Origin of the sequence: Dongia soli (assembly GCF_034044715.1) — a bacterium.
Classification (GTDB): domain Bacteria; phylum Pseudomonadota; class Alphaproteobacteria; order Dongiales; family Dongiaceae; genus Dongia_B; species Dongia_B soli.
Genome location: NZ_JAXCLW010000001.1, coordinates 774014 through 797026, shown reverse-complemented (window position 1 = coordinate 797026; position 23013 = coordinate 774014). Strand labels below are relative to the sequence as shown.

Below are 23013 nucleotides of genomic sequence, written 5' to 3'. Positions count from 1 at the left end.
TTAAGGGCTGGGCGGAAGGGGACTGGGACCGTGGCCGAACGACCGCAACGCCGACAATTACCGCCGCTTAATGCACTTCGCGCCTTTGAGGCGGTGGCGCGCTCGCTCAGCTTCACCAAAGCGGCAGATCAGTTGCTGGTGACTCAAAGCGCGGTGAGCCGCCAGGTGAAAAACCTGGAAGATATTCTCGGTGTCGCGCTGCTGAAGCGAAAGGGCACGTTGGAGCTGACCGAAGAAGGCAAGCGCCTGCTGCCGGTCCTGACCGACAGTTTCGACCGCATCGCCGATGTTATCGCCGGCTTTCGCCAGGCCCGCAGCAAGCCGCCGCTCATTCTTTCGATCCCACCGACCTTCACCCATCGCATGATGTTGCCACGCCTGGCCGGGTTCCAGCGGGCGCATCCCGATCTGGAAATCCGGATCGAAACGCCACCGACCAATATCGATTTCGACAATGCGCCGGTCGACCTCGCGATCTTCTTCGGCGATGTGAAGATCGATGACATGATCGTCGATCTGCTGATGCAGGAGCAATTGACGCCGGTCTGCAGTCCGGCGGTTGCAGCCGGCTCGGCAGATCTCGCGGCCCTGCTGAAAAAGGGCCCGCTGCTGCATATCCGCCAGGGCGAGGAACTGCATCACTGCTGGTCGATCTTCTGCCGCCAGGCCGGTTTGGAAGGCATCGATGTGAAGCGCGGTCTGGTGGTGGAAACCGCCGATCAGGCCGTGCAGCTTGCCATGAATGACGGTGGCATCGCCGTGGTCGATGCCCGCATGTGTGCGGAAGAACTCGCCTCGGGCAAGCTGATCGTGCCCTTCGACCGCACCGTCGTCTCCGGTCGCAACTATTTTCTGGTCAGCCGGGCGGAAGAAATCGAAATCCCCCGCATCGCCGCCTTCCGCGCCTGGGTCCTGGATCAGTTCGCCAAGGATCTCTGATCGCGCGAGGATGCAGCCGCCACGGCCGGCGCCGTCACCAGCCGCCGCGTTGCAGCCATTCATCCACCATCCCCAGCCGATCGCTGCCCCAGAAAGCCTCACCATCGACGATGATAAAGGGGGCGCCGAAGATCTGGCGCGCCAGGGCCTCATCGGTCTTCGCCCGCAATAGGGCCTTCAAGGCCGGATCTTGCAAAGCTGTACTCAGCCGCTCCGCATCGGCGCCGAGACGGGCGGCGAGGCTGACGATCTCGCCAGGCGCATGCACTTCGCGCCCTTCGCCAAAATAAGCCTGGAAAACAGCGCGAACGAAGCGCGATGCCAAAGACGGCTGTTCCGCTTCAAGCCAATAGAAAGCCCGTGCGGCAATCTGAGTCGCGGCAGGAAAACTTGCCGGCAGCGCGAAGGGAATGCCGCGCCGGCGCGCCAGGCGGGCCCAGTCGTGTTTCGCATAATCGCCCCGCATCGGCATCTGCACCAAAGGCTGCATGCCGGTCGCTGAGAAAGCGGGTCCCAGCAGAAACGGGCGCCATTTGACCTCCCGTTGGTGACGGGCAGCCAGAGCTTCTATTTCCAAAGCGGCGAAATAGGCATAGGGCGAACTGAAGTCGAACCAGAATTCGATTTCCCTCGACATGACGTCCTCTGGCCATTGAGGTTGCGGGTTCGATTTTCATCCTGCTTCAACCGCGATGCAACGCGGAACATCCAGATGCGGCCGAAGCTGTCGGGGGAATTCGACTGACAAAGCGTTTCCTGCTGCCGGCGTTCTTGATCATGCCTGCCCTTGTCATGTTACTTTCTGCCGTCATGACAAGCATCTCGGCGCAAGCCGCCACCTGCGCCACCTTCGACAAACCGAAATGCCGGATCCAGTTGCCGACCGGGATCAGCATGACCTATCTGGAACTGGGACCGGTGGATGGTGAAACGGTCATCCTCATCCACGGCGAGACCGATAGCGCCCGGTCCTGGGCGCCGACCATGGCGGCGCTGCATCGGATGGATCCAAAGCTGCATATCCTCTCTGTCGATCTGCGCGGCCATGGCACCAGTTCCATGCCGCCTGTCGATGCTTGTGCGGCCGCCCCGGAGAGATGTTTTCGGATGAGCGACCTTGCCGATGACATCAAGGCCTTCATGCAGGCAAAGCAGATCCGCAGGGCTACCTTGGCCGGACATTCCATGGGCAGTTTCGTGGTGCAGGAAATGGCGTTGAACCATCCGGAGATGGTGACGCGCGCCGTTCTTGTCGCCACTTCCACCAAGGGTGTCGATAACGCCGCCTTGCGCGATTATGTGCTGAAGGAGCCAGTGGAAGGCAGTTGGCGCAAGGCGCTAGAGGCTGAGGGGAAGGTGTACCCTGAGGACTTCTATACGGTTGCGCCGGTCAAGGCGGATTCAGAGGTGCGAATCTGGCTGGCGAAGAACTGGGTGGCCGATCCGGCCGATCCCGCCTTTCTGAAATTCTATGTGCCGGAGACCGCGGCTGTGAAGCTTGGCACCTGGATTGGGGCCACCAAGGCGTTGCTGGCGACCGACAATACGGAACGGCTGAAGAAGCTGGCGGTCTCGACGCTGGCGGCGGCGAGCCAGCAGGCGCCGATGTTCTGGAAGCAATATGGCCGTCGACCGCTACCGGCTTCGGGCTTGCAGGAAGACGATATCGGCCACAATGTCAGTGGAGCGCACCCGATGAGGTAGCGGCTGATATGCTGTCCTTCATCCGCGATGGTCATCCCTTGCCGGGGCTACCCCATGCGGATGCACCGGCGCAGATTCACCGCATCATTTGTCAAACAGGATGCTTCCCTGGTCGAGCAGTGGCCGTGACGAAGGCGATCCAAACGGATTAGTCGAAAACCAGAGCCAGCAGCCGTTCGATCTCGGGACCATAGCTGCGATCGCCGTCATAAGGCGGAATGACATTGCGCGCCCGCGTCAGCAACTCGCCGATGGCGAAACTAGGCTGCGCCTCCCGCGCATCGACCGCGACCAGGGCAGCATAGAGTTCATAAGCGAGAACGCGCCGATTGATCCGATCGATCCGCCCCAGCCGATCCAGCGCGGGGAAGATCATGGTCATGACGTCTTCCTGGCCGAAGGAGCTTTCGCCATGCATCACCGATGGCGAGGCGGCCAGCGATCGCAATTCGGCAGTCAGTCCGAGGGCGGCTTTATGCAGCGTCACCAGCCCGGCATCAAGGCCGGGGCGTTTGGCCAGTTGCGGCGCCAAGCCGCTGATCCGTGCATCCAGCAAACGGTGCAATCGCCGTTCCGCCAGCAGGCCGATTTGCATCTGGGCCGTGGCCGCCGCATCCACCGCATTTGCCAGCGCCGCTGCGTGGAAGTTCCCGCAATGAAGCAGGCGACTCTTTTCCGGCTCATTCTCATCGAGGACGAAAACCGGATTATCGCCGATCGATACAAACTCGGCTGCTATTGCGGCCGACAGGCCGTCCAAGGCGTATCGGGCGGCGGCGTGAACCTGGGGAATGACGCGGAAGGAGACGGGCGCCTGTTTCGCCTGGCGGGAAATCTCGCTATCCCGCAGCAAGTCGCGCAGCCGTGCGGTTGCCGCATTGAGGCCGGGTTCACGTCGCAACTGCCCAACCAAAGGATCATAGGCCTCCAGCGGCGCGGCCAATCCTTCAATGCTAGTCGCGGCGATCAGATCAGCCTGGGTCAGGGTCCGGTCCAATCCCTGCCAGAGGCTATAGGCGTAAGCCGGCGCCAGCGCCGTCCCGTTGATTAGGGACAGGCCTTCCTTGGGCTGCGGCTCATAGGGGGTGACGCCATGATTGCGATACCAGATGTCCGCCGGCTGTGGCGTGCCGGCCGCGTCCAGCACGAAACCTTCGCCGATCAGGACCTGGGCCAGATGCGACAAGGCGATGATTTCCCCCGCCATGCCGAGGCCTTCGCTTGGGACATAGGGTGTGAGGCCGTCATTCAGCCGGGCGACCAGGAAGGTGCAAAGCTCCGGCGTGACCGCACAGGCACCATCAAGGAAATGCGCCAGCTTAATCAGCAGGGCGCCGCGGACAATTTTTGCATCGAAAGGAGCGCCGATCGCTGCGGCCCGGCCGAACAGGATCTGACGCGGCAGGGCAGCTTGCTCCTCGGCATTCAGGTCTTGCTTGGCGAGCGCGCCGAGGCCGGTATTGACGCCGTAGCAGATCACGCCGGTATCGAGATGCCGCAAGAACTGTTCTCGGCGCTTTGTCACGCGGTCCAGCGCTGCCGGCGCGACCGACACCTTCGCCCGACCGCCGACCACCGCCTCATAGATCTCCAGCGTCAGATCCTCGGTCCGGTCCAGCTCGATCACGCTGCTGGCACCGTCCATATCCTTGCTTTCCAAGCCGGCCGAAATCATCGCATGCTCCGCTGCAATTGCCTTGGGCGACCTGACTTGTCTATACAGGTCTCCGCAAAGGCTCAATAATCTTAAACGCGATGATCGCCTCGCCGTTCCGCCTCCTTTCGCAGCGCAAAAAAGGTTTCATGCCATGTCCGAGATATTCCTGACGTATTTGAATGGGCCCGATATCGCCAAACTGGCGTTAAGCGATGCCGAGATCTTGGCGGCGGTCGAAAATGGGTTGCGGGCGCAGGGTCAAGGCCAGACGGTCATCGAGCCACGGGTTCACCTCATTCCCGAAAGCTCCGACAAGGGTCATTTCAATGTCTTGCGCGGGGTGGTCAAGCCGCTGGGCTTCGCTGGCGTCAAAGTGGTCGGCGATTTCGTCGAGAATTACCAGCGCGGCCTGCCATCGGAAATGGCGCTGCTCAATCTCTTCGATCCCGAAACCGGCATGCCCAAGGCAATCCTCGATGCTGGCGGTATTACCGATATGCGCACCGGAGCGCTGACGGCGATCGGCGCCAAGCATCTCGCCCGCAAGGGATCACGGGTACTCGGTCATATTGGCGCCCGTGGCACGGCCTATTGGAATGTGCGGCTGCTCAATCATCTCTATGATTTCGACGAAATCCGCGTCCATTCCCGCCGCCCCGAAAGCCGGAAGGCCTTTGCCGAGCGCCTGTCGGCCGATCTCGGGAAGCCGGTGGTCGCAACCGATGATTGGGAAAGCTGCGTGCGCGGCGCCGATATCGTCGTCGAGGCGTCACGCTTGCCGCGTCCCGAGCCGATGCTGAAAACCGCCTGGATCAAGAAGGGCGCCTTTGTCGTCCCCTATGGAACGATGAGCGCGGTGGAACTCTCGCTGACGGATATTATGGACAAGATGGTGGTCGATGACTGGGGCCAATGCCGCAAGGGCCTGCCTTTCGGCGCCCTGCGCGCCCATGTCGATAGCGACCGGCTCACGGAACAGAATCTCCACGCCGAACTCGGCCAGATCGTCGCCGGCCTGAAGCCGGGACGCGAGACTGACGAAGAGACCATCCTGCTGTGGCACCGGGGCCTCAGTCTCAGCGATATTGCATTGGGTGCCGCCATGTTGGAGAAGGCGGCACAGCTTGGCATCGGCCAACGTCTGCAATTTGCCTGACAAGGCTTTCGGCTGTGACTTTTGACCATGACATCTGACGATACTGTCGCAGCCAAGCCGGTTATCTGGGCGATCAGCGCTTGGCGCGCCGGAGACCACGCCCAGGTTGCTGCCTTAGCCACGGCTTTGGAACGCGCCTTTGGCTGGCGCGCCGAGTTCAAGCCTCCCTTCGATCGCCGTCAGGATCCTGGCAATTCCGGCTATGCGGCGCCGTGGCCGGATGCGGTTATCGGCGTTGGCCGGGGCGGACTGCGTCTGGCCAGCTGGATCAAGGAACAATCCGGCGGACATACCCGGATCATCGTGCTGGGCCGGGTGGAAGGATCCATGGACATATGCGATCTGGTGGTTACCACGGCGCAATACGGTCTCCCCGACAATGCCAATCTGATCCGGCTGACCCTGCCTTTCACCCCCGAAATCCCGCCGGCGGATGAGGCGCAGGGGGTGTGGCGGACGCAGTTCGGCACTTTGCCGCGGCCATTGATTGGCGTCCTGGTCGGGGGACCGTCCAGCCCGCTGATCTTCGGAAAACCCGAGGGCGAGCGCCTGACCGCGGATCTCGCCCGGCTGGCGGGCTTGACCGGCGGCTCGCTGCTGATTGCGACCGGCCGGCGGACGCCCCCCGAAGTGGCGAGCCTTCTCGCTCATTTGGCCGGGTCTTCTCCGGACCGTCATCGCTTCCTGCCATTCCCGCCGGAAGGCTTCCAGCGGCCTGAAGATAATCCTTACCCGGCCATTCTTGGCATGGCCGACCGTTTCGTGGTGACGGCCGACAGCGTTTCCATGCTGGCGGATGCCGCGTTAACCGGCCGGCCGATCAGCCTGTTCGACTTGCCGGTCGAACCGGAAAAGACCACTTTTAAAGAACGGCTGCGCCGGCGCCGGCGCCGGCGCTTCGCCACCGGCCGGCGCAAGGATGTCATTGATCATATGTATGATTGGGCCGTTCGCCGGGGGCACGCCCGTCCGGCTCGCCACGTTCCCACCCTGATTGCCTGGCTGATCCGCAGCGGTGCCTTTAGCGGCGATCCAGTCAAGGCACAGTGCCTGGCCGGGCGGCTGGTTGCCGAGCGCGAAACTGTTTTGCGCCGGGTCCGGGGCTTGCTGGCGGGCTTTGCCATTCAGGCGCCGCCCGCCGCCAGCCCCACCGCGGCCAGTACCGGGGGCACCGGCGGCGGCACCGCCGGGGGCACTGTCTTCGGCGAGCGCTGCTGATGCCTGGATTTACTGCTCCAGCTTTTACCCAGAGCCGCTTGCAAAGCCTTGAAAAGGCCCTATATATCCATCGGATTATGAGGTTTCCCGGGACTTCGGCCGGTCTTTCCGCAGGGAGGACTTGCCCGGTGGTCAGGGATATTCAAACGAAACCACAAGACGGGGATCCCCGTGGCGCTTCATTGGGAAGGCTACGTTGGGGGTCTGCTGAACCGAAGAGGATGACATGAGCAAAGTTATCGGTATCGACCTCGGCACTACCAATTCCTGCGTCGCCGTGATGGATGGCAAGGACGTGCGGGTGATCGAGAATGCCGAAGGCGCGCGCACCACGCCGTCGATGGTGGCCTTCACCGATTCCGGCGAACGTCTCGTCGGCCAGGCCGCGAAGCGCCAGGCGGTGACCAACCCGGAAAACACCCTGTTTGCGATCAAGCGTCTGATCGGCCGCCGTTTCGACGATCCGCTGACGCAGAAGGATATGGGCCTGGTTCCCTATAAGATCGTCGCCGGCGACAATGGCGATGCCTGGGTCAACTCCCATGGCAAGAATTATTCACCGTCGCAGGTCTCCGCCTTCATCCTGCAGAAGATGAAGGAAACCGCCGAGAATTACCTTGGCGAAAAAGTGACCCAGGCGGTCATCACTGTTCCCGCTTACTTCAACGACAGCCAGCGCCAGGCGACCAAGGATGCCGGCAAGATCGCCGGTCTCGAAGTGCTGCGCATCATCAACGAGCCGACCGCGGCAGCGCTCGCTTACGGCATGGAGAAGAAGGGCAGCGGCACCGTTGCGGTCTATGACCTTGGCGGCGGTACTTTCGATATCTCGGTCCTGGAAATCGGTGATGGCGTCTTCGAAGTGAAGTCGACCAATGGCGATACCTTCCTGGGCGGTGAGGATTTCGACGCCCGCGTCATCGATTATCTCGCCGACGAATTCAAGAAAGAGCAGGGCATTGACCTGCGGAAGGACAAGCTCGCCTTGCAGCGTCTGAAGGAAGCCGCTGAAAAGGCCAAGATCGAACTTTCGAGCTCAATGCAGACTGAAGTCAACCTGCCTTTCATCACGGCCGATCAGTCGGGCCCGAAGCATCTCAACATCAAGCTGACCCGCGCCAAGCTGGAAGCTCTGGTGGAAGAGCTGGTCGAGCGTACCATCGAGCCGTGCCGCAAGGCGCTGAAGGATGCCGGCCTGAAGGCCAGCGACATCAACGAGGTGATCCTGGTCGGCGGTATGACCCGCATGCCGAAGATCATCGAGAAGGTGAAGGAATTCTTCGGCCGTGAGCCGCATCGCGGCGTCAACCCGGACGAAGTCGTGGCGGTTGGTGCGGCCATCCAGGGCGGCGTCCTGAAGGGCGACGTCAAGGACGTGTTGCTGCTGGATGTGACACCGCTGTCGCTCGGCATCGAAACCCTGGGCGGTGTCTTCACCCGGCTGATCGATCGCAACACCACGATCCCGACCAAGAAGTCGCAGGTCTTCTCGACCGCGGAAGACGGCCAGACGGCGGTGACGATCCGCGTCTTCCAGGGCGAGCGCGAGATGGCGGCGGATAACAAGATCCTCGGCCAGTTCGACCTGATGGGCATTCCGGCAGCACCGCGCGGCGTGCCGCAGATCGAGGTCACTTTCGACATCGACGCCAACGGCATCGTCAATGTCTCGGCGAAGGACAAGGCCACCGGCAAGGAGCAGCAGATCCGCATCCAGGCCTCAGGCGGTCTCAACGACGCCGATATCGAAAAGATGGTGAAGGATGCCGAGGCGCATGCCGCCGAGGACAAGAAGCGCAAGGCGCTGGTCGAGGCCCGGAACCAGGCGGAAGCTCTGATCCACAGCGCCGAAAAACAACTGTCGGAATCCGGCGACAAGATCGCCGCAGCCGACAAGTCGGCGGTCGAAGCGGCGGTGGCTGAGCTGAAGAGCGTCAAGGACGGCGAGGATGTCGAGGCGATCGAAGCCAAGACCAATGCGCTGACCCAGGCGGTCATGAAGGTCGGTGAAGCGCTCTACAAGGCAAGCCAAGCCGCGGGCGAAGCCGGCGACGGTCAGCCTGCCGGTGGCGCCACCGGCGGTGAGTCGGCCGGCGGCTCGGGCGACGATAAGGTTGTGGATGCCGATTTCGAAGAAGTCGATGAGCGGAAAGGCAAATCGGCCTAAGGAGCGGCGGAATGCCAGGGCATCTGCGCAAATAACATCCGGATGGCCCCTCGATCTGCCCATGACAGGCGGGCGAGGGGCCACTGTTATTTCCGCGGCGTTAGTGCGGCAGGGGCCGGGCGATGGGGAATCAATCTTTCGTCCACACTTTCATGGGACGATGAGCAACCGAATTTCATGAATTTTTGAGCCGATGTCGAAGCAAGACTATTACGATCTTCTGGGCGTGGAGAAATCCGCCTCAGCCGATGATCTCAAAAAGGCCTATCGCAAGATGGCCATGCAGTATCATCCGGACCGCAATCCGGGTGACAAGTCGGCTGAGCAGAAGTTCAAGGAAGTCAACGAAGCCTATGACATTCTGAAGGACGAGCAAAGGCGGGCAGCTTATGATCGCTTCGGTCACGCCGCCTTCGAGAATGGCGGCGGCGCCCGCGGCGGCAATCCCTTCGGCAATGGCGCCGGCTTCGATTTCACCGGCTCGGGCTTTGCCGACATCTTTGACGAGATGTTCGGCGAATTCATGGGCGGGCGGCGCGGCGGCGGCGGCCAGGCCCGGGGCCGCGGCGGCGATCTGCGTTACAACATGGAAGTCAGCCTGGAAGACGCGTTCCATGGCAAGCAGGCAACGATCCGGGTGCCGACCTCGATTCAATGCGATGCATGCCAAGGGACTGGCGGTGAAAAAGGCGCGCAGCCGGTCACCTGTCCGACATGCCACGGCCATGGCCGAGTGCGGGCGACGCAGGGTTTCTTCACGATCGAGCGGACCTGTCAAACCTGCGGCGGCGGCGGCAAGGTGATTGAAAAGGCCTGCACTAACTGCCACGGCCAGGGTCGCATCGCCAAGGAAAAGACCCTGCAGGTGTCGATTCCGGCCGGGGTCGAAGACGGCACCCGCATCCGTCTCGCAGGTGAGGGCGAAGCGGGCATGCGCGGGGCGCCGGCGGGCGATCTCTATATCTTCCTCACCGTCAAACCCCATCGGTTGTTCCAGCGCGATGGTGCCGATATCTATTGCCGGGTACCCATTCCGATGACCACGGCGGCGCTGGGCGGTCAAATCGAAATTCCGACGGTGGATGGCGGCCGGGCCAAGGTGAGTATTCCGGCCGGGGCCCAGAACGGCCAGCAGTTCCGGCTCAAGGGCAAAGGCATGTCGGTGCTGCGCTCACCGAGCCGCGGCGATATGTATGCGGAAGTCGTGGTCGAAACGCCGGTGCACCTTACCAAGAAGCAGAAAGACCTGCTGGAGCAATTCGTCGCCGAAAGCGCGAAATCCGGCAAGCAGTCGCCGGAATCGGATGGCTTCTTCGCCCGGGTGAAAGAATTCTTCGACGCCAGCCGCGACTAGGATCAAAGAGGAGCGCGCACAGCATCGCGCTCTTTTCTTCCGCTGTGTGACGGACAAGGCCATCGCTCTCTCCACCGGCTCTATCAATAGAGTAGCGGCGATCGAGCTTTCAGATGGAAGCGGGACTTCTCCAGCCTGAACTGTGGCTTCACCACAGAAGGCAGGTCGCCCTGCCTGATCCGTTTTGGCAAATCCCGCTGGACCGCAACCGCAGTCGTTGCAACCGGTAGATCGCAGCCTCAGATCCCTGCAGCGCTTCGCTTGTGCAAAGCCAATGCCGTCCCAGCCGATTTGCCGGCCGGCGAGAGCCGCGGCAACCTTTGACACACATCAGCACTTTATTCGTGGCCCATCTGCCAAGGTTGAACCCCGTGGGGGAGACTATTTGACATGGCTCATGAAGGCCGTCGTTTCGCCCCCGTCTTTGGTCCTCCGCAAAAGCCGGCCGCTCAAACGCCAATAGATCCAAAAACAATTGCCGCCTCGCATCGTCGTGCTGAAAGCCGGCGAACGGACTCGCGACGAGTCGTGATGCTTTTCTGCGCAATCTTTCTGACCGTCGCTGCGGCTCACGCTGACGATGACGCGGCAAGACCGCCGCCGGTGGCGAAGCCAGATCCCGGCCCGGACTCGTGGATGCTTGGAGATTGGGGTGGGCTCCGCACCAAATTGCGCGATGATGGGGTCGACCTGCAATTGGGCTATGTCAGCGAATTCGCCTCCAATCTCAGGGGCGGCGATGCGACGAAATGGGATTACACCGATCAGTGGACCTTCGGCTCGACCTTCGATTTCGACAAGCTGTTCGGCATCCACGACGCCAAGTTCCAGGTCTCCTTCACCAGCCGCAACGGCAACAATCTAAGCAAGAACGCCAATCTCGGCACGCTACAGGAAGTGCAGGAAGTCTATGGCCGGGGCCAGACCTGGCGGCTGACGCAATTCTGGTACGCCCAGGATTATTTCGATCGCATCCTTGATTGGAAGATCGGGCGCTTGACCATCGGCGAGGACTTCGCCGCCTTCAGTTGCGATTTCCAGAATCTAACCTTCTGTGGCTCGGCGCCGGGGAACGTGGTTGGCGATTACATCTTCACCTGGCCGGTCAGCCAATGGGGCACCAGGGCTAAGCTTCGGCTAGGCTCCTTCGGCTATGCTCAGATCGGCTTCTATGACGAAAACCCGAAATACGCCACCAGCGAAGATGCGATTACGCCGCGCTTCTATCCCGATTCCAAAGGCGTGCTGATCCCGGTCGAATTCGCCTGGCTGCCGGTCTTTGGCAATGGCAAGTTGCCGGGCAGCTATAAATTCGGCGCCTGGGGCGATACTGCCCGCGTGCCGGATGTGGTCAACGAAGACAATACGGTGACCGCGGATAATCCTGGTGTCGAAGCCAATCACGAGCGCGGCCGTTTCGGCGGCTACATCAATTTTCAACAGCAGATTACCCATACGGATACGGGGAATCCCAAAGGCGGCCTCAATCTCTTCCTAAATGCCGTCTTCACCGATACCCGAACGGCCACCACGGACCGGCAGATCGCCCTTGGTGCCGTCTATACCGGCCCCTTTTCCTTCCGGCCTGATGACGATGTCGCCCTCGCCGTCGGCACGACACATGTCAATGACCGGGTTGCCAATGCGGAAGGCAATGAGGATGCCGAGCGGCAGCATTCCGAATATGTTTTCGAGCTCTACTATACGGTCCGTCCGATCCGCGGCCTGCAAATCCGGCCGAATGCGCAATACATTCTCGATCCCGGCGGCGCCAGCCATAACAATGATGCGGTTGTGCTCGGCCTGAAGACATCAGCAAACTTTTGAATGACGCTTGGCGCATCGCGCATGGCGTCGGGCAAGCCGCGAGCAACGCGATCTATCGCCGGTCAAGGTCGAGTTGATCCAGCGTTTTCCGCAGGCTGGGATGAAGCAGATCCTCGATCTTCGCCTGGAAATCCTGGCGCTGCGAGGCGGTCCAGGCGGTGATCGGCTTGGGCCAAACGGATTTATGCATTTCCGCATAAGGACCATCAACGCGGGCCAGCTGGTACCAGCCATTGCCCAGTGGCTCAGCGTGGATATCTTCCACTGTTTCGCCAGTATGGCCATCGATCAGGAAGGCATGATAAAGCGCGACGGCGGTCGGTTCGCCGCCGAGGCGCAGGAGCGCCACGCCGTGCGGGTCAAGCGCGCCCAGGGGAACCGAGGCTTCGACCAGGACAAGATACAAGTCGAGATCATTGGGCTGAACCGCGGATCGGATGACCGGCGCCAAGGCCGGTCGTTTGCGGTCCAGCAATCCGCCGCGGGCAACCGGTCCGCCCAGCGCATTGGCGCTGAATGCCTTGCGGTCGTACCGGACCGGCCGGACATCATAGCCGCGTTTCCGCAGTAGGCGCTCTGCTTCGGACGACGCTGTTGCATCGATCTGCCAATCTTCCAGGGGAAACTGGTAGCTGCTCTTTTCCCAGCCGACACTATTGACCTGGGCAAGGGTAATGCGCTCGCTCAAGGCGCTGATGACGCCGATGGTTGGGATCGCGGTCGTCGTTTCTTCATCCGCGGACCAGGGCCAGAGCGAACATCCGGTCAGCAACAGGCAGATAACAAGTGCGCAAAACCGTTTCATCATATGTCACGCAGTGCCCATGGCGCGGTTCTCCGATGGTGCAACTCCTGACGGTGCCGCTCCCAACCACGCTTTCTCCCCGCCCGCAGCCTAAGGATCGGCCGGCAAGACCGCAAGTCGTCCCCGCACAATTCAAGCGGGCACCGGATAGCAGCTCAGACGGCACGGAAGCCGCCTCGAGCAAGGGTATAAAAGAGGGGGGCTTTCAGGGCCCTGTCCCCAAGCGCCTGTTGCCCAACCGGCCCGAACTCGCTTAGATACGCAAAATAATTTCGGGGGATTTATGGCAACGAAGAAAGCATCGAAGCCGCAAAGGGCCCAGCCGGCGGCCAAATCCAGTCCCAAGAAAGCTCTGCCGAAGGTGTCGCCAAAGCCTGTTAAGCTTTTGAAGGAAAAAGCGAAAGCTAAGCCGGAAACGGGTTCCTCGCCGCGTATCGCGGAGCGGCCGGCGGCCAAGCCGGCTGCCGAGAAAGCGCCGGCTGCAAAACCGGCTTCGCCTCCGACTCCGGCGCCCGCCAAGCCGGCAGCGCCAAAAGTTTCTGCCGCCAAGCCCGCTCCGGGAGCCAAGCCGATCGTCATGCGCCGGTCGAGCAATGGCGCAATCAAGGTGGGTATCGTCGGTTGTGGCGGCCGTATGGGCCAGATGCTGCTGAAGATGCTGATCAACGCGCCCGGTGTCATGGTGGTCGGGGGTACCGAACGGCGCGGCTCGCCCGCGCTCGGCCAGGATCTCGGCGCTCTCGCCGGGGCCGAGCCGCTCGGCATCTCGGTCACGGAAGATCCGGCGATCCTGTTCGAAACCGCCAATGTGGTGCTGGATTTTACCAATCCGTCGGCAACTGTCGTGCATGCCGGTCTCGCGGCTAAATGGGGTTGCGCCCATGTGATCGGCACCACCGGCCTGGATTCGGATCAGATCGCCGCGATCGGACGGGCGGCGCAACGCACGGCGATCGTCCTCGCCTCGAATATGAGCCTCGGCATCAATCTGCTGGAGCAGATCGTGGAGGAGGTCGCCCGTATCCTCGACGTCGATTGGGATATCGAAATCGTCGAGATGCATCATCGCCACAAGGTCGATGCGCCATCCGGCACCGCGCTGGCTTTGGGGGAAGCGGCGGCGCGCGGCCGCAATGTGGCGCTTCGCCGGGTGGCGCGCCGTTCCCGGGAGGGCCAAGTCGGACCGCGCCAGCGCGGGGAAATCGGTTTCGCGGCTTTGCGCGGCGGCGATGTCGTCGGCGATCACACAGTGATTTTTGCCGCCGATGGCGAGCGCGTGGAGATCACCCATAAGGCGTCGAACCGCGAGATCTTCGCCCGCGGTGCGGTGCGGGCGGTGCTCTGGGTGGCCGGCAAGAAACCGGGCCTTTACGATATGCGCGACGTGCTCGGTTTCGGCATCAGCGGGGCCGCGACGAATGGCGGCGGTCAGGACGGTAATGGCGGCGCAAACGGCAGCGGCGGTTGAGCGCGGCTCGTCGGTTTTTAACTGCTCATAGGCCTTTAACTGCCGGATCCGGCGTTGCGCCGCCACGCAGCTGGTGCGCTCAGGAAGCGTGTCGCCGCCAGGCCGCTGAGAATCATGAGCAGGGCCAGTAGTGCATTCCAGCCCGGCTTTTCGCCAAGCCAGAAAAAGCCCCAGCCGATTCCCATCACCGGCACGAGATAATTGTTGAAGGCGGCAAAGCCGGCGCCCACCCGCCGCAGAATCAAAAAGAACAGCAGATTGCCAAAAGCGGTCGAGATGAGGCCCAGCCAAAGGATCACCAGAATGGCGGGGCGGGTATGGTGGATCTCCCAGGGTCTGTCATGCACCAGCCAGACCGGCAGCAAGGTCAGAAAGCCCATCAGCAGAATGGTGCCAACCGTCATTTCCGGCCCCATCGTCGGCAGGCGGCGCGTATTGACGCCGTAGAGCGAATAACTGAGCGTTCCACCGAGGATCGCCAATTGCCCGATCACCGATTGGCCGATGCCCTGCAAGGCATCGACGCCGACCAGCACGACCACACCGACCAGCGCTATGCCGACACCGACGCTCTTGCCGAAGGTCAGTTTCTCGTCCGGTGTCATCAGATGCGCCAGGACGACGACGAAGATCGGAATCACCGCCATCAGGATCGCCGCCAGATTGGACGGCGTATATTGCTCGCCCCAGCCGATCAGGAAGAAGGGCAGCGAGTTGCCGATGACGCCGAGGAAAGTCAAACGCCGCCACAGGTGGCGGCCACGCGGCCAGGCTTGCCCCTTGGCGCAAGCGAGGCTGCAGAGAACCACGGCGCCGATAGCGATGCGGTAGGTTGCCAGCGACATCGGCGGCAGGCCGTCATCGACGGCGATCTTGATGGCGAGAAACGATGAGCCCCAGAGAAACGCGAGAAAGCAGAGCAACGCGAAATCGGCAAATTGCGGATGCCGGATCGCCGCCGGCGGGACTCCCCCGATCGCCATTGCCTTGTCCGGGCGCGGCGCCGCAGGCGGGTTTGAGTCATTGGCGATGGACATCGGCCGGGTCGGCTTTCTGCTGGTGAGGAGGATTATGCGATCGGAATATTCAGGCGGTGCGCCAGCGTGTCAGGACATGTCGTAGCTCGCCGGCGATATCACGGCGCTCCTGAGGGCTGAGAAAAGCGCCGATCTGCAATTGTTTGCCATGGGACCTGAGATAGAGGGCATTATCCGGCTCGTCCGGCCGGTCGAGAATGACCTGCAGCCAATAGGGCTGGAACCGGTAGCGCTGGACCTCGCCTTTCGGCGAGATCGTTTCGACGGTAAAGCGGTCGTCGTAAAGACGCAGCCTTTCGGCGCTGCGGTCGCCCTTCAGATGCTTGCGGAAGAGATAGATGAAGAGCAGCCATTCCGTGCCGCAAAAGCCGAAGATCGGCCAGGCGCCCATCAGCAGAAAAGCCACTCCATAGACGAAGCCGACGATGCCGGTGACGGCGATGAGAATGACGAAGCCCCGGGGCGATAGACTGCGATGGGGATAGAGGACCGCCTCGAAGACCGGATGGCCGTTCCGGTCGGCGGCCCCTGGCCCAACCCCGCCGCTTTGCACCCCGTCATCGGGAGACGAGTCGCCGGAAGAAGGATGTCGCTTCTGGTCGTTCATAGGGAGGCAGTATAGACTCCCGCGTCGATGGGTTGAAGCCACGGCAGGCGCCAGATGGGGTTGCAGGCCGGGCATATGCCATGCCGGGCAAGCGCGCAACGGGGCGACAAGGCCGCGGCCGACAAGCTGACCGGGCGGCCCAATGGGGAGTAGATGCTGAAGAAAGACCAGATCGAGGCGTTTTTCGCACGCCTCGCGGCCGCCAATCCGGAACCGAAGGCCGAGCTGAATTATATCAATCCATATACCTTGCTGGTGGCGGTCGCTCTCTCCGCCCAGGCGACCGATGTCTCAGTCAATAAGGCGACGGAGCCGCTCTTTAAAGTCGCCGATACGCCGGAGAAAATGGTGAAGCTCGGCGAGGCGAAGCTGAAGGGCTATATCAAGACGATCGGCCTTTTCAACACCAAGGCAAAGAATGTCATCCGCCTGTCGGAAATGCTGATTGAGAAATATGGCGGCAAGGTGCCTGAGGATCGGGACGCCTTGCAGGAATTGCCCGGCGTGGGCCGGAAAACGGCCAATGTAGTCCTGAATATCGCCTTCGGCCATCCCACCATCGCCGTCGACACCCATCTCTTCCGAGTCTGCAATCGCACAGGCCTGGCCCCCGGCAAGACGCCGCTCGCGGTTGAGCTTGCCTTGGAGAAGAAGGTTCCGGTCAAATATAGGCGCCATGCCCATCACTGGCTGATCCTGCATGGCCGCTATATCTGCAAGGCGCGCAAGCCGGATTGTTCGATCTGCGTGGTGCGCGAAATTTGCCAGTTCAAGGGCAAGACCTTGATCGAAGGATAGTGCCAAGGCCCGGCTGCGATCCGGGCTATTACTGGCTGGCGTCGGCGGTTTTTTCGATCTTGGCTGTTTTCACCGCGGGATCGCCGCTGCTGAGCAGCGAATGGACGCAGCGATCGGCCCGTTCGGCCTGGGCCATGCGGTCGCGGGCTTCCACATAAGCGACCTGCATGCCGCCGCCCGCCTGATAAAGGTAGAAATCCAGCACGCAATCCTGGCTGCTGTATTGCCAGATTTCGGCCGGGTCATCCTTCCGGATATGGGTTGGGGTGCCCAGGGCAGCCGAAACATCGCGATCCGCCAGGCCGACCAGATCTTCACCGTTAAGCCAATCGGTCTTGCCTGCCGGTGTTTCCACCTTGGCCATTGCCGAGTTCTGGGAAGTCTTGGTCTTGGAGGTCACCGGGGTGCCGACCGGATCGCCCGCGCTCTGGCAGGCCGCCAGCAGCAAGCTGGCGAAACACAACGACAGCAACGTCGTTACGGCTCGCCGCGACGATGAACTTTCCCCAACAATGCTGCGACAGGTGCTGAAGCCACCCATCACATGCCCCCTTTATGGCCCGATAGCCGGACCTGATTCCGATTGACGATACGGCGATCGTTTGGCGACCCTGCCGCATCCTTTCGCCCGACAGAATAGCCGGCGCTTTACTAAAGGATGGTTACCGCCTGATGATGCCGGCGACGATTTTGCCATCCGTCGCCGCAATCATGACCCGCAAGGTCACCTTCACCGCGGCGATGCGGCCCCAGCCGCTTCGCCGCAGTTTGGTGTTAGACCAGCTTGTCGCCGGTGATGCCGGCGGCGCGGGCCGTCTCCGGCAATGCTTCGACCGTGCCGGACAGAATGCCGCCACGTTCGATTTCCAATTGGCCGTAATAGACTTTGCCGAGAACTTTGCCGGTCGACCGCACGGTAAGGCGGCCGTTCACCGTCAGCTCGCCGTCGAAACGACCGCTGACATCGGCGGCTTCAACATTTGCCGACCCCTTGAACTGGCCGCTTGGCGCCAATTCGATGCTGCGGCAATCGCTCAGCACGGCTTCCACCGTGCCTTCGACCACGAGGCTGTCGCAATTGCGGACTTCACCATTCAGGTTGATCTCGCGACCGACGATCAGCTTCTTCATCTCGCCGGCACCCTGGGTTCCCGTAGAAGCCGGCGTGCTGCTGGCGGCGGGAGAGGTGGCCGGCGTATCGGCACGGCGCGGCGCGAAAGCGCTCAGATCCGGCGGCCGACGGGAGATGTCGGGATTCGAAGCCGGCCGACTTACGCCGCTGGCGGCGGAAGAAGCATCCGGCTTCAAATAGCTGCTGCGGCCGGTGTCTTGGCCGGTCTCGGTAGTCGGCTGCGTCACGGCGTCTGAATCCTTTTTCTTGCCAAACATATTCCTACCTTTTCGTCCGAGTGTCCCCCTAGGAACGTCTCCCATTAACCATCCCTGGGAGACTGCCCGTGGTACCTTCAACCTGCGGAAAGGAATCCCCTGGATGATGGCTGACACAGGCGGCGGCACCCCGTAACCCGTGCCACCGGCCGGTTCCTCCGACTCGCCGAAGCGACCCCCGGATTCACCGTATACCTCTTTGATTTACCACAGATTCAGCTAAATGCACCATAAAAGCTGTGGCAATCACTGGTGCAATGAGGTTGACGATAGGAATTGTTAGCACGATGGCAATCAGGACGCCGGCCATAGTGAAGCGGCCGCGATACTGCCGAAGAAGGTGATGGGCGTCCGGGCGGCTCAACCGACGGAAGGCGACCATCTCAAAATATTCCCGCCCCAGCAGATAACCGCCCACTCCCCAGGAAATCACCGCGTAAAGCGGTGGAACGAACAGGAAGGGAAGGGCGACCAGGTTGATCAGCAGCGACAGCCCCGCCAGTTTCAGCCCGTCCCATATCGACGCCATAATTGGCACCTGCTTCGCGGGTGGCTTGCCGGGATAGTATCGCGCTTCCACTGCATCGACGACGTCATCGGAAAACAGGCTGGCGATGGTGGCGGAGAGGGCGGGAAAGGTGAACCAGGCGACGACGATGGTTGCGAGGATACCGCCGAACTGGGCGGCCTCGCCCCACAAACCCTGCAGGCCGCTGAGCCAGCCGACCAGCCACCAGGCCAGCGCCAGGAGGAGGGCGATTGCCAGAATAGCCAAAAGCAATGTCAGGGTTATAACGCGTCGGATTGGAGGGTCGCTGAGCTGCGATAAAGCCTTCACAACGGCGCTGAGCACGGGTTTTCCCTTTTATGTCAGTTGGTTGCTAGAATGTAAGGAGCCAGGTCCCAGGGCGCAATGGGCAAACTGATGGGAACTGGACTGGTCTCGGCGAGCACTGCCGAAATTGCGCGGCGGCCCGGCGAGCGCGAGGCTTGTGCCTTGTTTGCACTGCACTATACTGCGCCGCCATTATCGGGCCGCGCTTCACGCCGGCAACCGAGGTGTTTTGTTACCCGAGTTCATGCTACCCGAGGAAGTCATTCATGTCCGACAAGTTTGTGGATGTCGTCGGTATCGGCAATGCCATTGTCGATGTGCTCGCGCATACCGAGGAAGATGTCATGACGCGGCTCGGCCTGACCAAAGGGGCGATGATGCTGGTCGATGCGGAGCGCTCGGCCGCGCTCTATGATGCCATGGGCGCCGGTGTCGAAGTCTCGGGCGGTTCCGCAGCCAATACCATTGCCGGCATCGCCAGCCTGGGCGGCAAGGGCGCTTATATCGGCAAGGTCGGCAACGACCAGCTGGGCGGCATCTTCCGCCACGACATTCACGCCAACGGCGTCTATTTCGAAACACCGAGTGCCAAATCACTGACGCCGACGGCGCGCTGCATGATCATGGTGACCCCGGACGCGGAACGCACGATGAGCACCTATCTCGGCGCCTGCGTGGAACTGACGCCGGACGATATCGATGCCGATCTGATTACCCGCAGCAAGGTCACCTATTTGGAAGGCTATCTGTGGGATCCGCCGGCGGCCAAGGAAGCTTTCCTGAAGGCGGCGCGGATCGCCCATGATGCTGGCCGTGAAGTCTCGCTCTCGCTCTCGGACTCGTTCTGCGTGACTCGTCATCTCGCCGAATTCCAAAAGTTGGTCCGCGAGCATGTCGATGTGCTCTTCGCCAATGAATCGGAAATCAAGGCGCTGTGGCAGACGGACAATTACGACGAGGCGGTCGCCCTGACGCGCGAAGCCTGCGACATCGCCGCCCTGACCCGCAGCGCGAAGGGCTCACTGATCGTCGCCGGCGATAACGTGATCGAAGTAGCTGCTTTTCCGGTCGATCGCGTCGTCGATGTGACGGGCGCCGGGGATCTCTATGCGGCCGGTTTTCTCTATGGCTACACCCAGGGCCGTGATTTCGCGGATTGCGGCCGCATCGCCGCCCTTGCCGCTGCCGAGGTGATTTCACACTTCGGCGCGCGGCCGGAAACGCCGCTCAGCGAATTGCTGCTGAGCAAGCTCGGTTGAGGAAAGCAGGAGCGAACGCCATGCGCTATGCCTCTGACCGTCTGTCCGGAACGCCTCCGACGCTGTAACGCTCCGGCTCCTGAAGCCCAGGTCCCAAAGCACAAGCTATGGGCCTGCTTCTTTGCCATCGCTCAACTGACTGTCACAGCCGACCTGTAAGGTCTGGGCCGTGACCTGTTCCATGCTTCTTTGAATTTGGATACGCCTATCATGCAGTTACGAAATATCGCCATCATCGCGCACGTCGACCATGGCAAAACCACTTTGGTCGATCAGTTGCTCAAGCAATCCGGCTCGTTCCGCGCCAATCAGCAGGTCGCAGAACGGGTGATGGATTCCAACGACCTGGAACGCGAACGCGGCATCACCATTCTCGCCAAATGCACCTCGGTGCAGTGGAAGGAAACCCGTCTTAACATCGTTGACACGCCGGGCCACGCCGATTTCGGCGGCGAGGTGGAACGCATCCTCAGCATGGTTGACGGCGTCGTGGTCCTGGTCGATTCCGCCGAAGGCCCGCTGCCGCAGACCAAGTTCGTGACCTCGAAAGCGCTGGCTCTCGGCCTGCGCCCGATCGTCGTCATCAACAAATGCGACCGCCCGGACGCCCAGCCGCATGAAGTCCACGACCAGGTTTTCGATCTTTTCTCGGCACTGGGCGCCACCGACGAGCAGCTCGATTTCCCCACCCTGTTCGCCTCGTCGCGCCAGGGCTGGGCGGCGGAGAGCCTGGAAGCCGAACGCACGGATCTGACGCCGTTGTTCGATCTGATCGTGCGCCACGTCCCGGCACCGAAAGTGGAAGCCGACAAGCCGTTCTCCATGCTGGTAACGACGCTGGAATACGACAACTATCTCGGTCGCGTACTGACCGGTCGTATCTATACCGGCAAGGCGACGATGAATCTGAACGTCAAGGCGATGCGCCAGGACGGCACGGTCGTGCAGACCGCGCGTTTGACCAAGCTGCTGGCCTTCCGCGGCATCGAGCGGGTGCCGGTGGAAGAAGCCGAAGCGGGCGACATCATCGCCATCGCCGGCCTCGAGGATACCACCGTCGCAGACACCATCTGCGTCCCCGAAGTCGAGGCGCCGATCCCCTCGAAGGACATCGATCCGCCGACACTGGCCATGACCTTCTCGGTCAATGACAGCCCGCTGGCCGGCCGCGAAGGCGACAAGGTGACGAGCCGTATGATCCGTGCGCGGCTGATGCGCGAAGCCGAAGGCAATGTCGCCATCCGCATCACGGAAACGGCGGGTGCCGACGCCTTCCAGGTTGCGGGGCGTGGCGAATTACAGCTCGGCGTCTTGATCGAGCAGATGCGGCGCGAGGGTTTCGAGCTCTCGATCAGCCGCCCGCGTGTCCTTTTCCAGACCGATCCCGCGACCGGCCAGCGCCTGGAGCCGATCGAGGAAGTGGTGATCGACGTCGATGAGGAATTCACCGGCGTGGTCATCGACAAGCTCGGTCAGCGCAAGGGCGAGATGACCGAGATGAAGCCGTCGGGCGGCGGCAAGACCCGTCTCATTTTCCATTGTCCGGCACGCGGCCTGATCGGTTATCACGGCGAGTTCCTCACCGATACGCGTGGCACCGGCGTGATGAGCCGCCTGTTCCATTCCTACGCGCCCTATAAGGGTCCGATCGAAGGCCGCCGCAACGGCGTGCTAATTTCGAACTCCCAGGGCACGACGGTTGCCTATGCGCTATGGTATCTCGAAGAGCGCGGACCGCTTTTCGTCGGCGGTGGCGTCGAGACCTATGAAGGCATGATCATCGGCGAGCATAGCCGCGGCAATGATCTCGAAGTCAATCCGCTGAAGTCGAAGCAGCTGACGAATATCCGCACGACCTCGAAGGATGAAGCCGTGCGTCTGACCCCGCCGCGCCTCATGACCTTGGAAAAGGCGATCGCTTATATCGAGGATGACGAGCTCGTCGAAGTCACGCCGAAATCGATCCGGCTGCGCAAGGCGCTCCTCAATCCGCATGATCGCAAGAAGGCTAGCCGCCAGGCGGAAGCGGTCTAAGCATCCTCTCTACACGCGATAAAAAAACGGCGGCCTTTTCAGGCCGCCGTTTCCTTTTGCGGATGAAGCGATGCTTCAGCGGCCCTTGTCCACGCTGAAGGCGCCGGGCCCGAAAGCGAAGATCTGCAGCGCGCCGCCGGCGATGGCGAGATTCTTGAAGAACATGATCATCTGCGTCATGTCGCCGAAATTGGTGTGGAAGGAAAAGCCCGCCGCGATGGTGAAAATGGCGATGGCCAAAGCGGCCAGCCGCGCCTGGAAGCCGACCAAGAGGCAAAGCCCGCCAAGCAATTCGACGATGATGGCAATGACGGCGGCCACTTCCGGCACGGGCAGCCCGACCGAGGTGATATAGCCGACGGTGCCGCCGAAATTGCTGACCTTACCGAAGCCGCTCCATAAGAAAATGACGCTGATGAGGATACGTCCGATAAGCGCGGCGGTGTTTCGCAAGCCTTCCATGGCATTGTCCTTTTGCTGATGAATTCGTGATGACTATAGCATTTTACCCGCCGGTCCGCTCCGTTTAGCATGCCGGTCGTTATCGAAGACCTGCTGTCCCCCGGGTAGCCAGAAATGGCGAAGCCACTTTCTCTAACCTCGCACGCCTGCCACGGACAGAGGCATAGGCAAAGACGATCTGTTCAGTTTCGGCGAACAATAAGATGTGGAGGGCGACCTGCAGCGCCCGGCGTCGACGAAGTCCAAGCCGCGTTCCACCTACATGCAACGTCCAGGAATTCCATCGACAAGGACATA

General features: G+C 61.5%; 19 protein-coding genes and 1 pseudogene. 11 read left to right on the top strand and 9 right to left on the bottom strand.

All coding sequences use genetic code 11. The features are described 5' to 3' along the window. The first annotated feature begins 30 nt into the window (after positions 1-30). The gene (locus SMD27_RS03555) at positions 31-939 is read left to right on the top strand and encodes a LysR substrate-binding domain-containing protein (protein WP_320506947.1); all 909 of its coding nucleotides are present in this window, start codon (positions 31-33) and stop codon (positions 937-939) included. Positions 940-973: 34 nt separating this feature from the next. Here SMD27_RS03555 and SMD27_RS03550 read toward each other — a convergent pair whose 3' ends face one another. Continuing rightward, entirely contained in the window at positions 974-1576 is a 603-nt protein-coding gene (locus tag SMD27_RS03550; protein WP_320506946.1) for a 2-hydroxychromene-2-carboxylate isomerase, read from the bottom strand. A gap of 173 nt (positions 1577-1749) precedes the next feature. Here SMD27_RS03550 and SMD27_RS03545 point away from each other — a divergent pair, with 173 nt between their 5' ends. Next, positions 1750-2643: an alpha/beta fold hydrolase gene (locus tag SMD27_RS03545; protein WP_320506945.1), complete on the top strand. Its 894-nt coding sequence runs from the start codon at positions 1750-1752 to the stop codon at positions 2641-2643. A 148-nt stretch (positions 2644-2791) separates the two neighbouring features. Here SMD27_RS03545 and SMD27_RS03540 read toward each other — a convergent pair whose 3' ends face one another. Further along, positions 2792-4318, bottom strand: coding sequence for an aromatic amino acid lyase (locus tag SMD27_RS03540; protein ID WP_320506944.1), 1527 nt, complete (start codon positions 4316-4318; stop codon positions 2792-2794). Positions 4319-4451: 133 nt separating this feature from the next. Here SMD27_RS03540 and SMD27_RS03535 point away from each other — a divergent pair, with 133 nt between their 5' ends. The 5 genes from SMD27_RS03535 to SMD27_RS03515 all read left to right on the top strand — a co-directional run bounded on the left by SMD27_RS03535 (position 4452) and on the right by SMD27_RS03515 (position 12022). Continuing rightward, on the top strand, positions 4452-5456 hold the full coding sequence (locus tag SMD27_RS03535; RefSeq protein ID WP_320506943.1) for an ornithine cyclodeaminase family protein: 1005 nt from the start codon (positions 4452-4454) through the stop codon (positions 5454-5456). Positions 5457-5483: 27 nt separating this feature from the next. Then, on the top strand, positions 5484-6674 hold the full coding sequence (locus tag SMD27_RS03530; RefSeq protein ID WP_320506942.1) for an ELM1/GtrOC1 family putative glycosyltransferase: 1191 nt from the start codon (positions 5484-5486) through the stop codon (positions 6672-6674). A 226-nt stretch (positions 6675-6900) separates the two neighbouring features. Beyond that, positions 6901-8841: a molecular chaperone DnaK gene (gene dnaK / locus SMD27_RS03525; protein WP_320506941.1), complete on the top strand. Its 1941-nt coding sequence runs from the start codon at positions 6901-6903 to the stop codon at positions 8839-8841. A gap of 193 nt (positions 8842-9034) precedes the next feature. Then, positions 9035-10195: a molecular chaperone DnaJ gene (gene dnaJ / locus SMD27_RS03520; protein WP_320506940.1), complete on the top strand. Its 1161-nt coding sequence runs from the start codon at positions 9035-9037 to the stop codon at positions 10193-10195. A gap of 636 nt (positions 10196-10831) precedes the next feature. Then, complete coding sequence (locus tag SMD27_RS03515; RefSeq protein ID WP_320506939.1) at positions 10832-12022, top strand: carbohydrate porin; 1191 nt, start codon at positions 10832-10834, stop codon at positions 12020-12022. Positions 12023-12074: 52 nt separating this feature from the next. Here SMD27_RS03515 and SMD27_RS03510 read toward each other — a convergent pair whose 3' ends face one another. Next, positions 12075-12830, bottom strand: coding sequence for a hypothetical protein (locus SMD27_RS03510; RefSeq protein WP_320506938.1), 756 nt, complete (start codon positions 12828-12830; stop codon positions 12075-12077). 598 nt (positions 12831-13428) lie between these two features. Between SMD27_RS03510 and dapB the strand changes: the two are divergent. Continuing rightward, positions 13429-14220: pseudogene (dapB, locus tag SMD27_RS03505) on the top strand (4-hydroxy-tetrahydrodipicolinate reductase); the annotation flags it as partial. 110 nt (positions 14221-14330) lie between these two features. On the opposite strand, the gene SMD27_RS03500 reads toward dapB, so the two are convergent. Next, complete coding sequence (locus SMD27_RS03500; protein ID WP_320506937.1) at positions 14331-15278, bottom strand: DMT family transporter; 948 nt, start codon at positions 15276-15278, stop codon at positions 14331-14333. 103 nt (positions 15279-15381) lie between these two features. Then, positions 15382-15885 carry a DUF2244 domain-containing protein gene (locus SMD27_RS03495; RefSeq protein ID WP_320506936.1) on the bottom strand — a complete coding sequence of 168 codons (504 nt, stop codon included), beginning with the start codon at positions 15883-15885 and terminating at the stop codon, positions 15382-15384. A gap of 207 nt (positions 15886-16092) precedes the next feature. On the opposite strand from SMD27_RS03495, the gene nth reads away from it, so the two are divergent. Beyond that, entirely contained in the window at positions 16093-16737 is a 645-nt protein-coding gene (gene nth / locus SMD27_RS03490; protein WP_320506935.1) for an endonuclease III, read from the top strand. Positions 16738-16765: 28 nt separating this feature from the next. Here the strand turns inward: nth and SMD27_RS03485 are convergent, their stop codons facing one another. The 3 genes from SMD27_RS03485 to SMD27_RS03475 form a co-directional block, all read right to left on the bottom strand. After that, positions 16766-17278, bottom strand: coding sequence for a hypothetical protein (locus SMD27_RS03485; RefSeq protein WP_320506934.1), 513 nt, complete (start codon positions 17276-17278; stop codon positions 16766-16768). Between the two features lie 233 nt (positions 17279-17511). Continuing rightward, positions 17512-18096 carry a bactofilin family protein gene (locus SMD27_RS03480; protein ID WP_320506933.1) on the bottom strand — a complete coding sequence of 195 codons (585 nt, stop codon included), beginning with the start codon at positions 18094-18096 and terminating at the stop codon, positions 17512-17514. Between the two features lie 214 nt (positions 18097-18310). Beyond that, on the bottom strand, positions 18311-18979 hold the full coding sequence (locus SMD27_RS03475) for an EI24 domain-containing protein (protein ID WP_320506932.1): 669 nt from the start codon (positions 18977-18979) through the stop codon (positions 18311-18313). Between the two features lie 248 nt (positions 18980-19227). Between SMD27_RS03475 and SMD27_RS03470 the strand changes: the two genes are divergently transcribed. After that, positions 19228-20220, top strand: a complete 993-nt coding sequence (locus SMD27_RS03470; protein ID WP_320506931.1) for an adenosine kinase — start codon at positions 19228-19230, stop codon at positions 20218-20220. Positions 20221-20430: 210 nt separating this feature from the next. Continuing rightward, positions 20431-22254 carry a translational GTPase TypA gene (gene typA / locus SMD27_RS03465; protein ID WP_320506930.1) on the top strand — a complete coding sequence of 608 codons (1824 nt, stop codon included), beginning with the start codon at positions 20431-20433 and terminating at the stop codon, positions 22252-22254. Between the two features lie 75 nt (positions 22255-22329). Here typA and SMD27_RS03460 read toward each other — a convergent pair whose 3' ends face one another. Further along, entirely contained in the window at positions 22330-22716 is a 387-nt protein-coding gene (locus SMD27_RS03460) for a DoxX family protein (protein WP_320506929.1), read from the bottom strand. Positions 22717-23013 lie beyond the last annotated feature (297 nt).

Excerpts from the sequence above, each read along its gene's own strand:
- SMD27_RS03550 (WP_320506946.1), bottom strand. The coding sequence starts at position 1,576 with ATGTCGAGGGAAATCGAATTCTGGTTCGACTTCAGTTCGCCCTATGCC.
- SMD27_RS03545 (WP_320506945.1), top strand. The coding sequence starts at position 1,750 with ATGACAAGCATCTCGGCGCAAGCCGCCACCTGCGCCACCTTCGACAAA.
- SMD27_RS03540 (WP_320506944.1), bottom strand. The coding sequence starts at position 4,318 with ATGATTTCGGCCGGCTTGGAAAGCAAGGATATGGACGGTGCCAGCAGC.
- SMD27_RS03535 (WP_320506943.1), top strand. The coding sequence starts at position 4,452 with ATGTCCGAGATATTCCTGACGTATTTGAATGGGCCCGATATCGCCAAA.
- SMD27_RS03530 (WP_320506942.1), top strand. The coding sequence starts at position 5,484 with ATGACATCTGACGATACTGTCGCAGCCAAGCCGGTTATCTGGGCGATC.
- dnaK (WP_320506941.1), top strand. The coding sequence starts at position 6,901 with ATGAGCAAAGTTATCGGTATCGACCTCGGCACTACCAATTCCTGCGTC.
- dnaJ (WP_320506940.1), top strand. The coding sequence starts at position 9,035 with ATGTCGAAGCAAGACTATTACGATCTTCTGGGCGTGGAGAAATCCGCC.
- SMD27_RS03515 (WP_320506939.1), top strand. The coding sequence starts at position 10,832 with ATGCTTGGAGATTGGGGTGGGCTCCGCACCAAATTGCGCGATGATGGG.
- SMD27_RS03510 (WP_320506938.1), bottom strand. The coding sequence starts at position 12,830 with ATGATGAAACGGTTTTGCGCACTTGTTATCTGCCTGTTGCTGACCGGA.
- SMD27_RS03500 (WP_320506937.1), bottom strand. The coding sequence starts at position 15,278 with ATGGCGATCGGGGGAGTCCCGCCGGCGGCGATCCGGCATCCGCAATTT.
- nth (WP_320506935.1), top strand. The coding sequence starts at position 16,093 with ATGCTGAAGAAAGACCAGATCGAGGCGTTTTTCGCACGCCTCGCGGCC.
- SMD27_RS03485 (WP_320506934.1), bottom strand. The coding sequence starts at position 17,278 with ATGGGTGGCTTCAGCACCTGTCGCAGCATTGTTGGGGAAAGTTCATCG.
- SMD27_RS03470 (WP_320506931.1), top strand. The coding sequence starts at position 19,228 with ATGTCCGACAAGTTTGTGGATGTCGTCGGTATCGGCAATGCCATTGTC.
- typA (WP_320506930.1), top strand. The coding sequence starts at position 20,431 with ATGCAGTTACGAAATATCGCCATCATCGCGCACGTCGACCATGGCAAA.
- SMD27_RS03460 (WP_320506929.1), bottom strand. The coding sequence starts at position 22,716 with ATGGAAGGCTTGCGAAACACCGCCGCGCTTATCGGACGTATCCTCATC.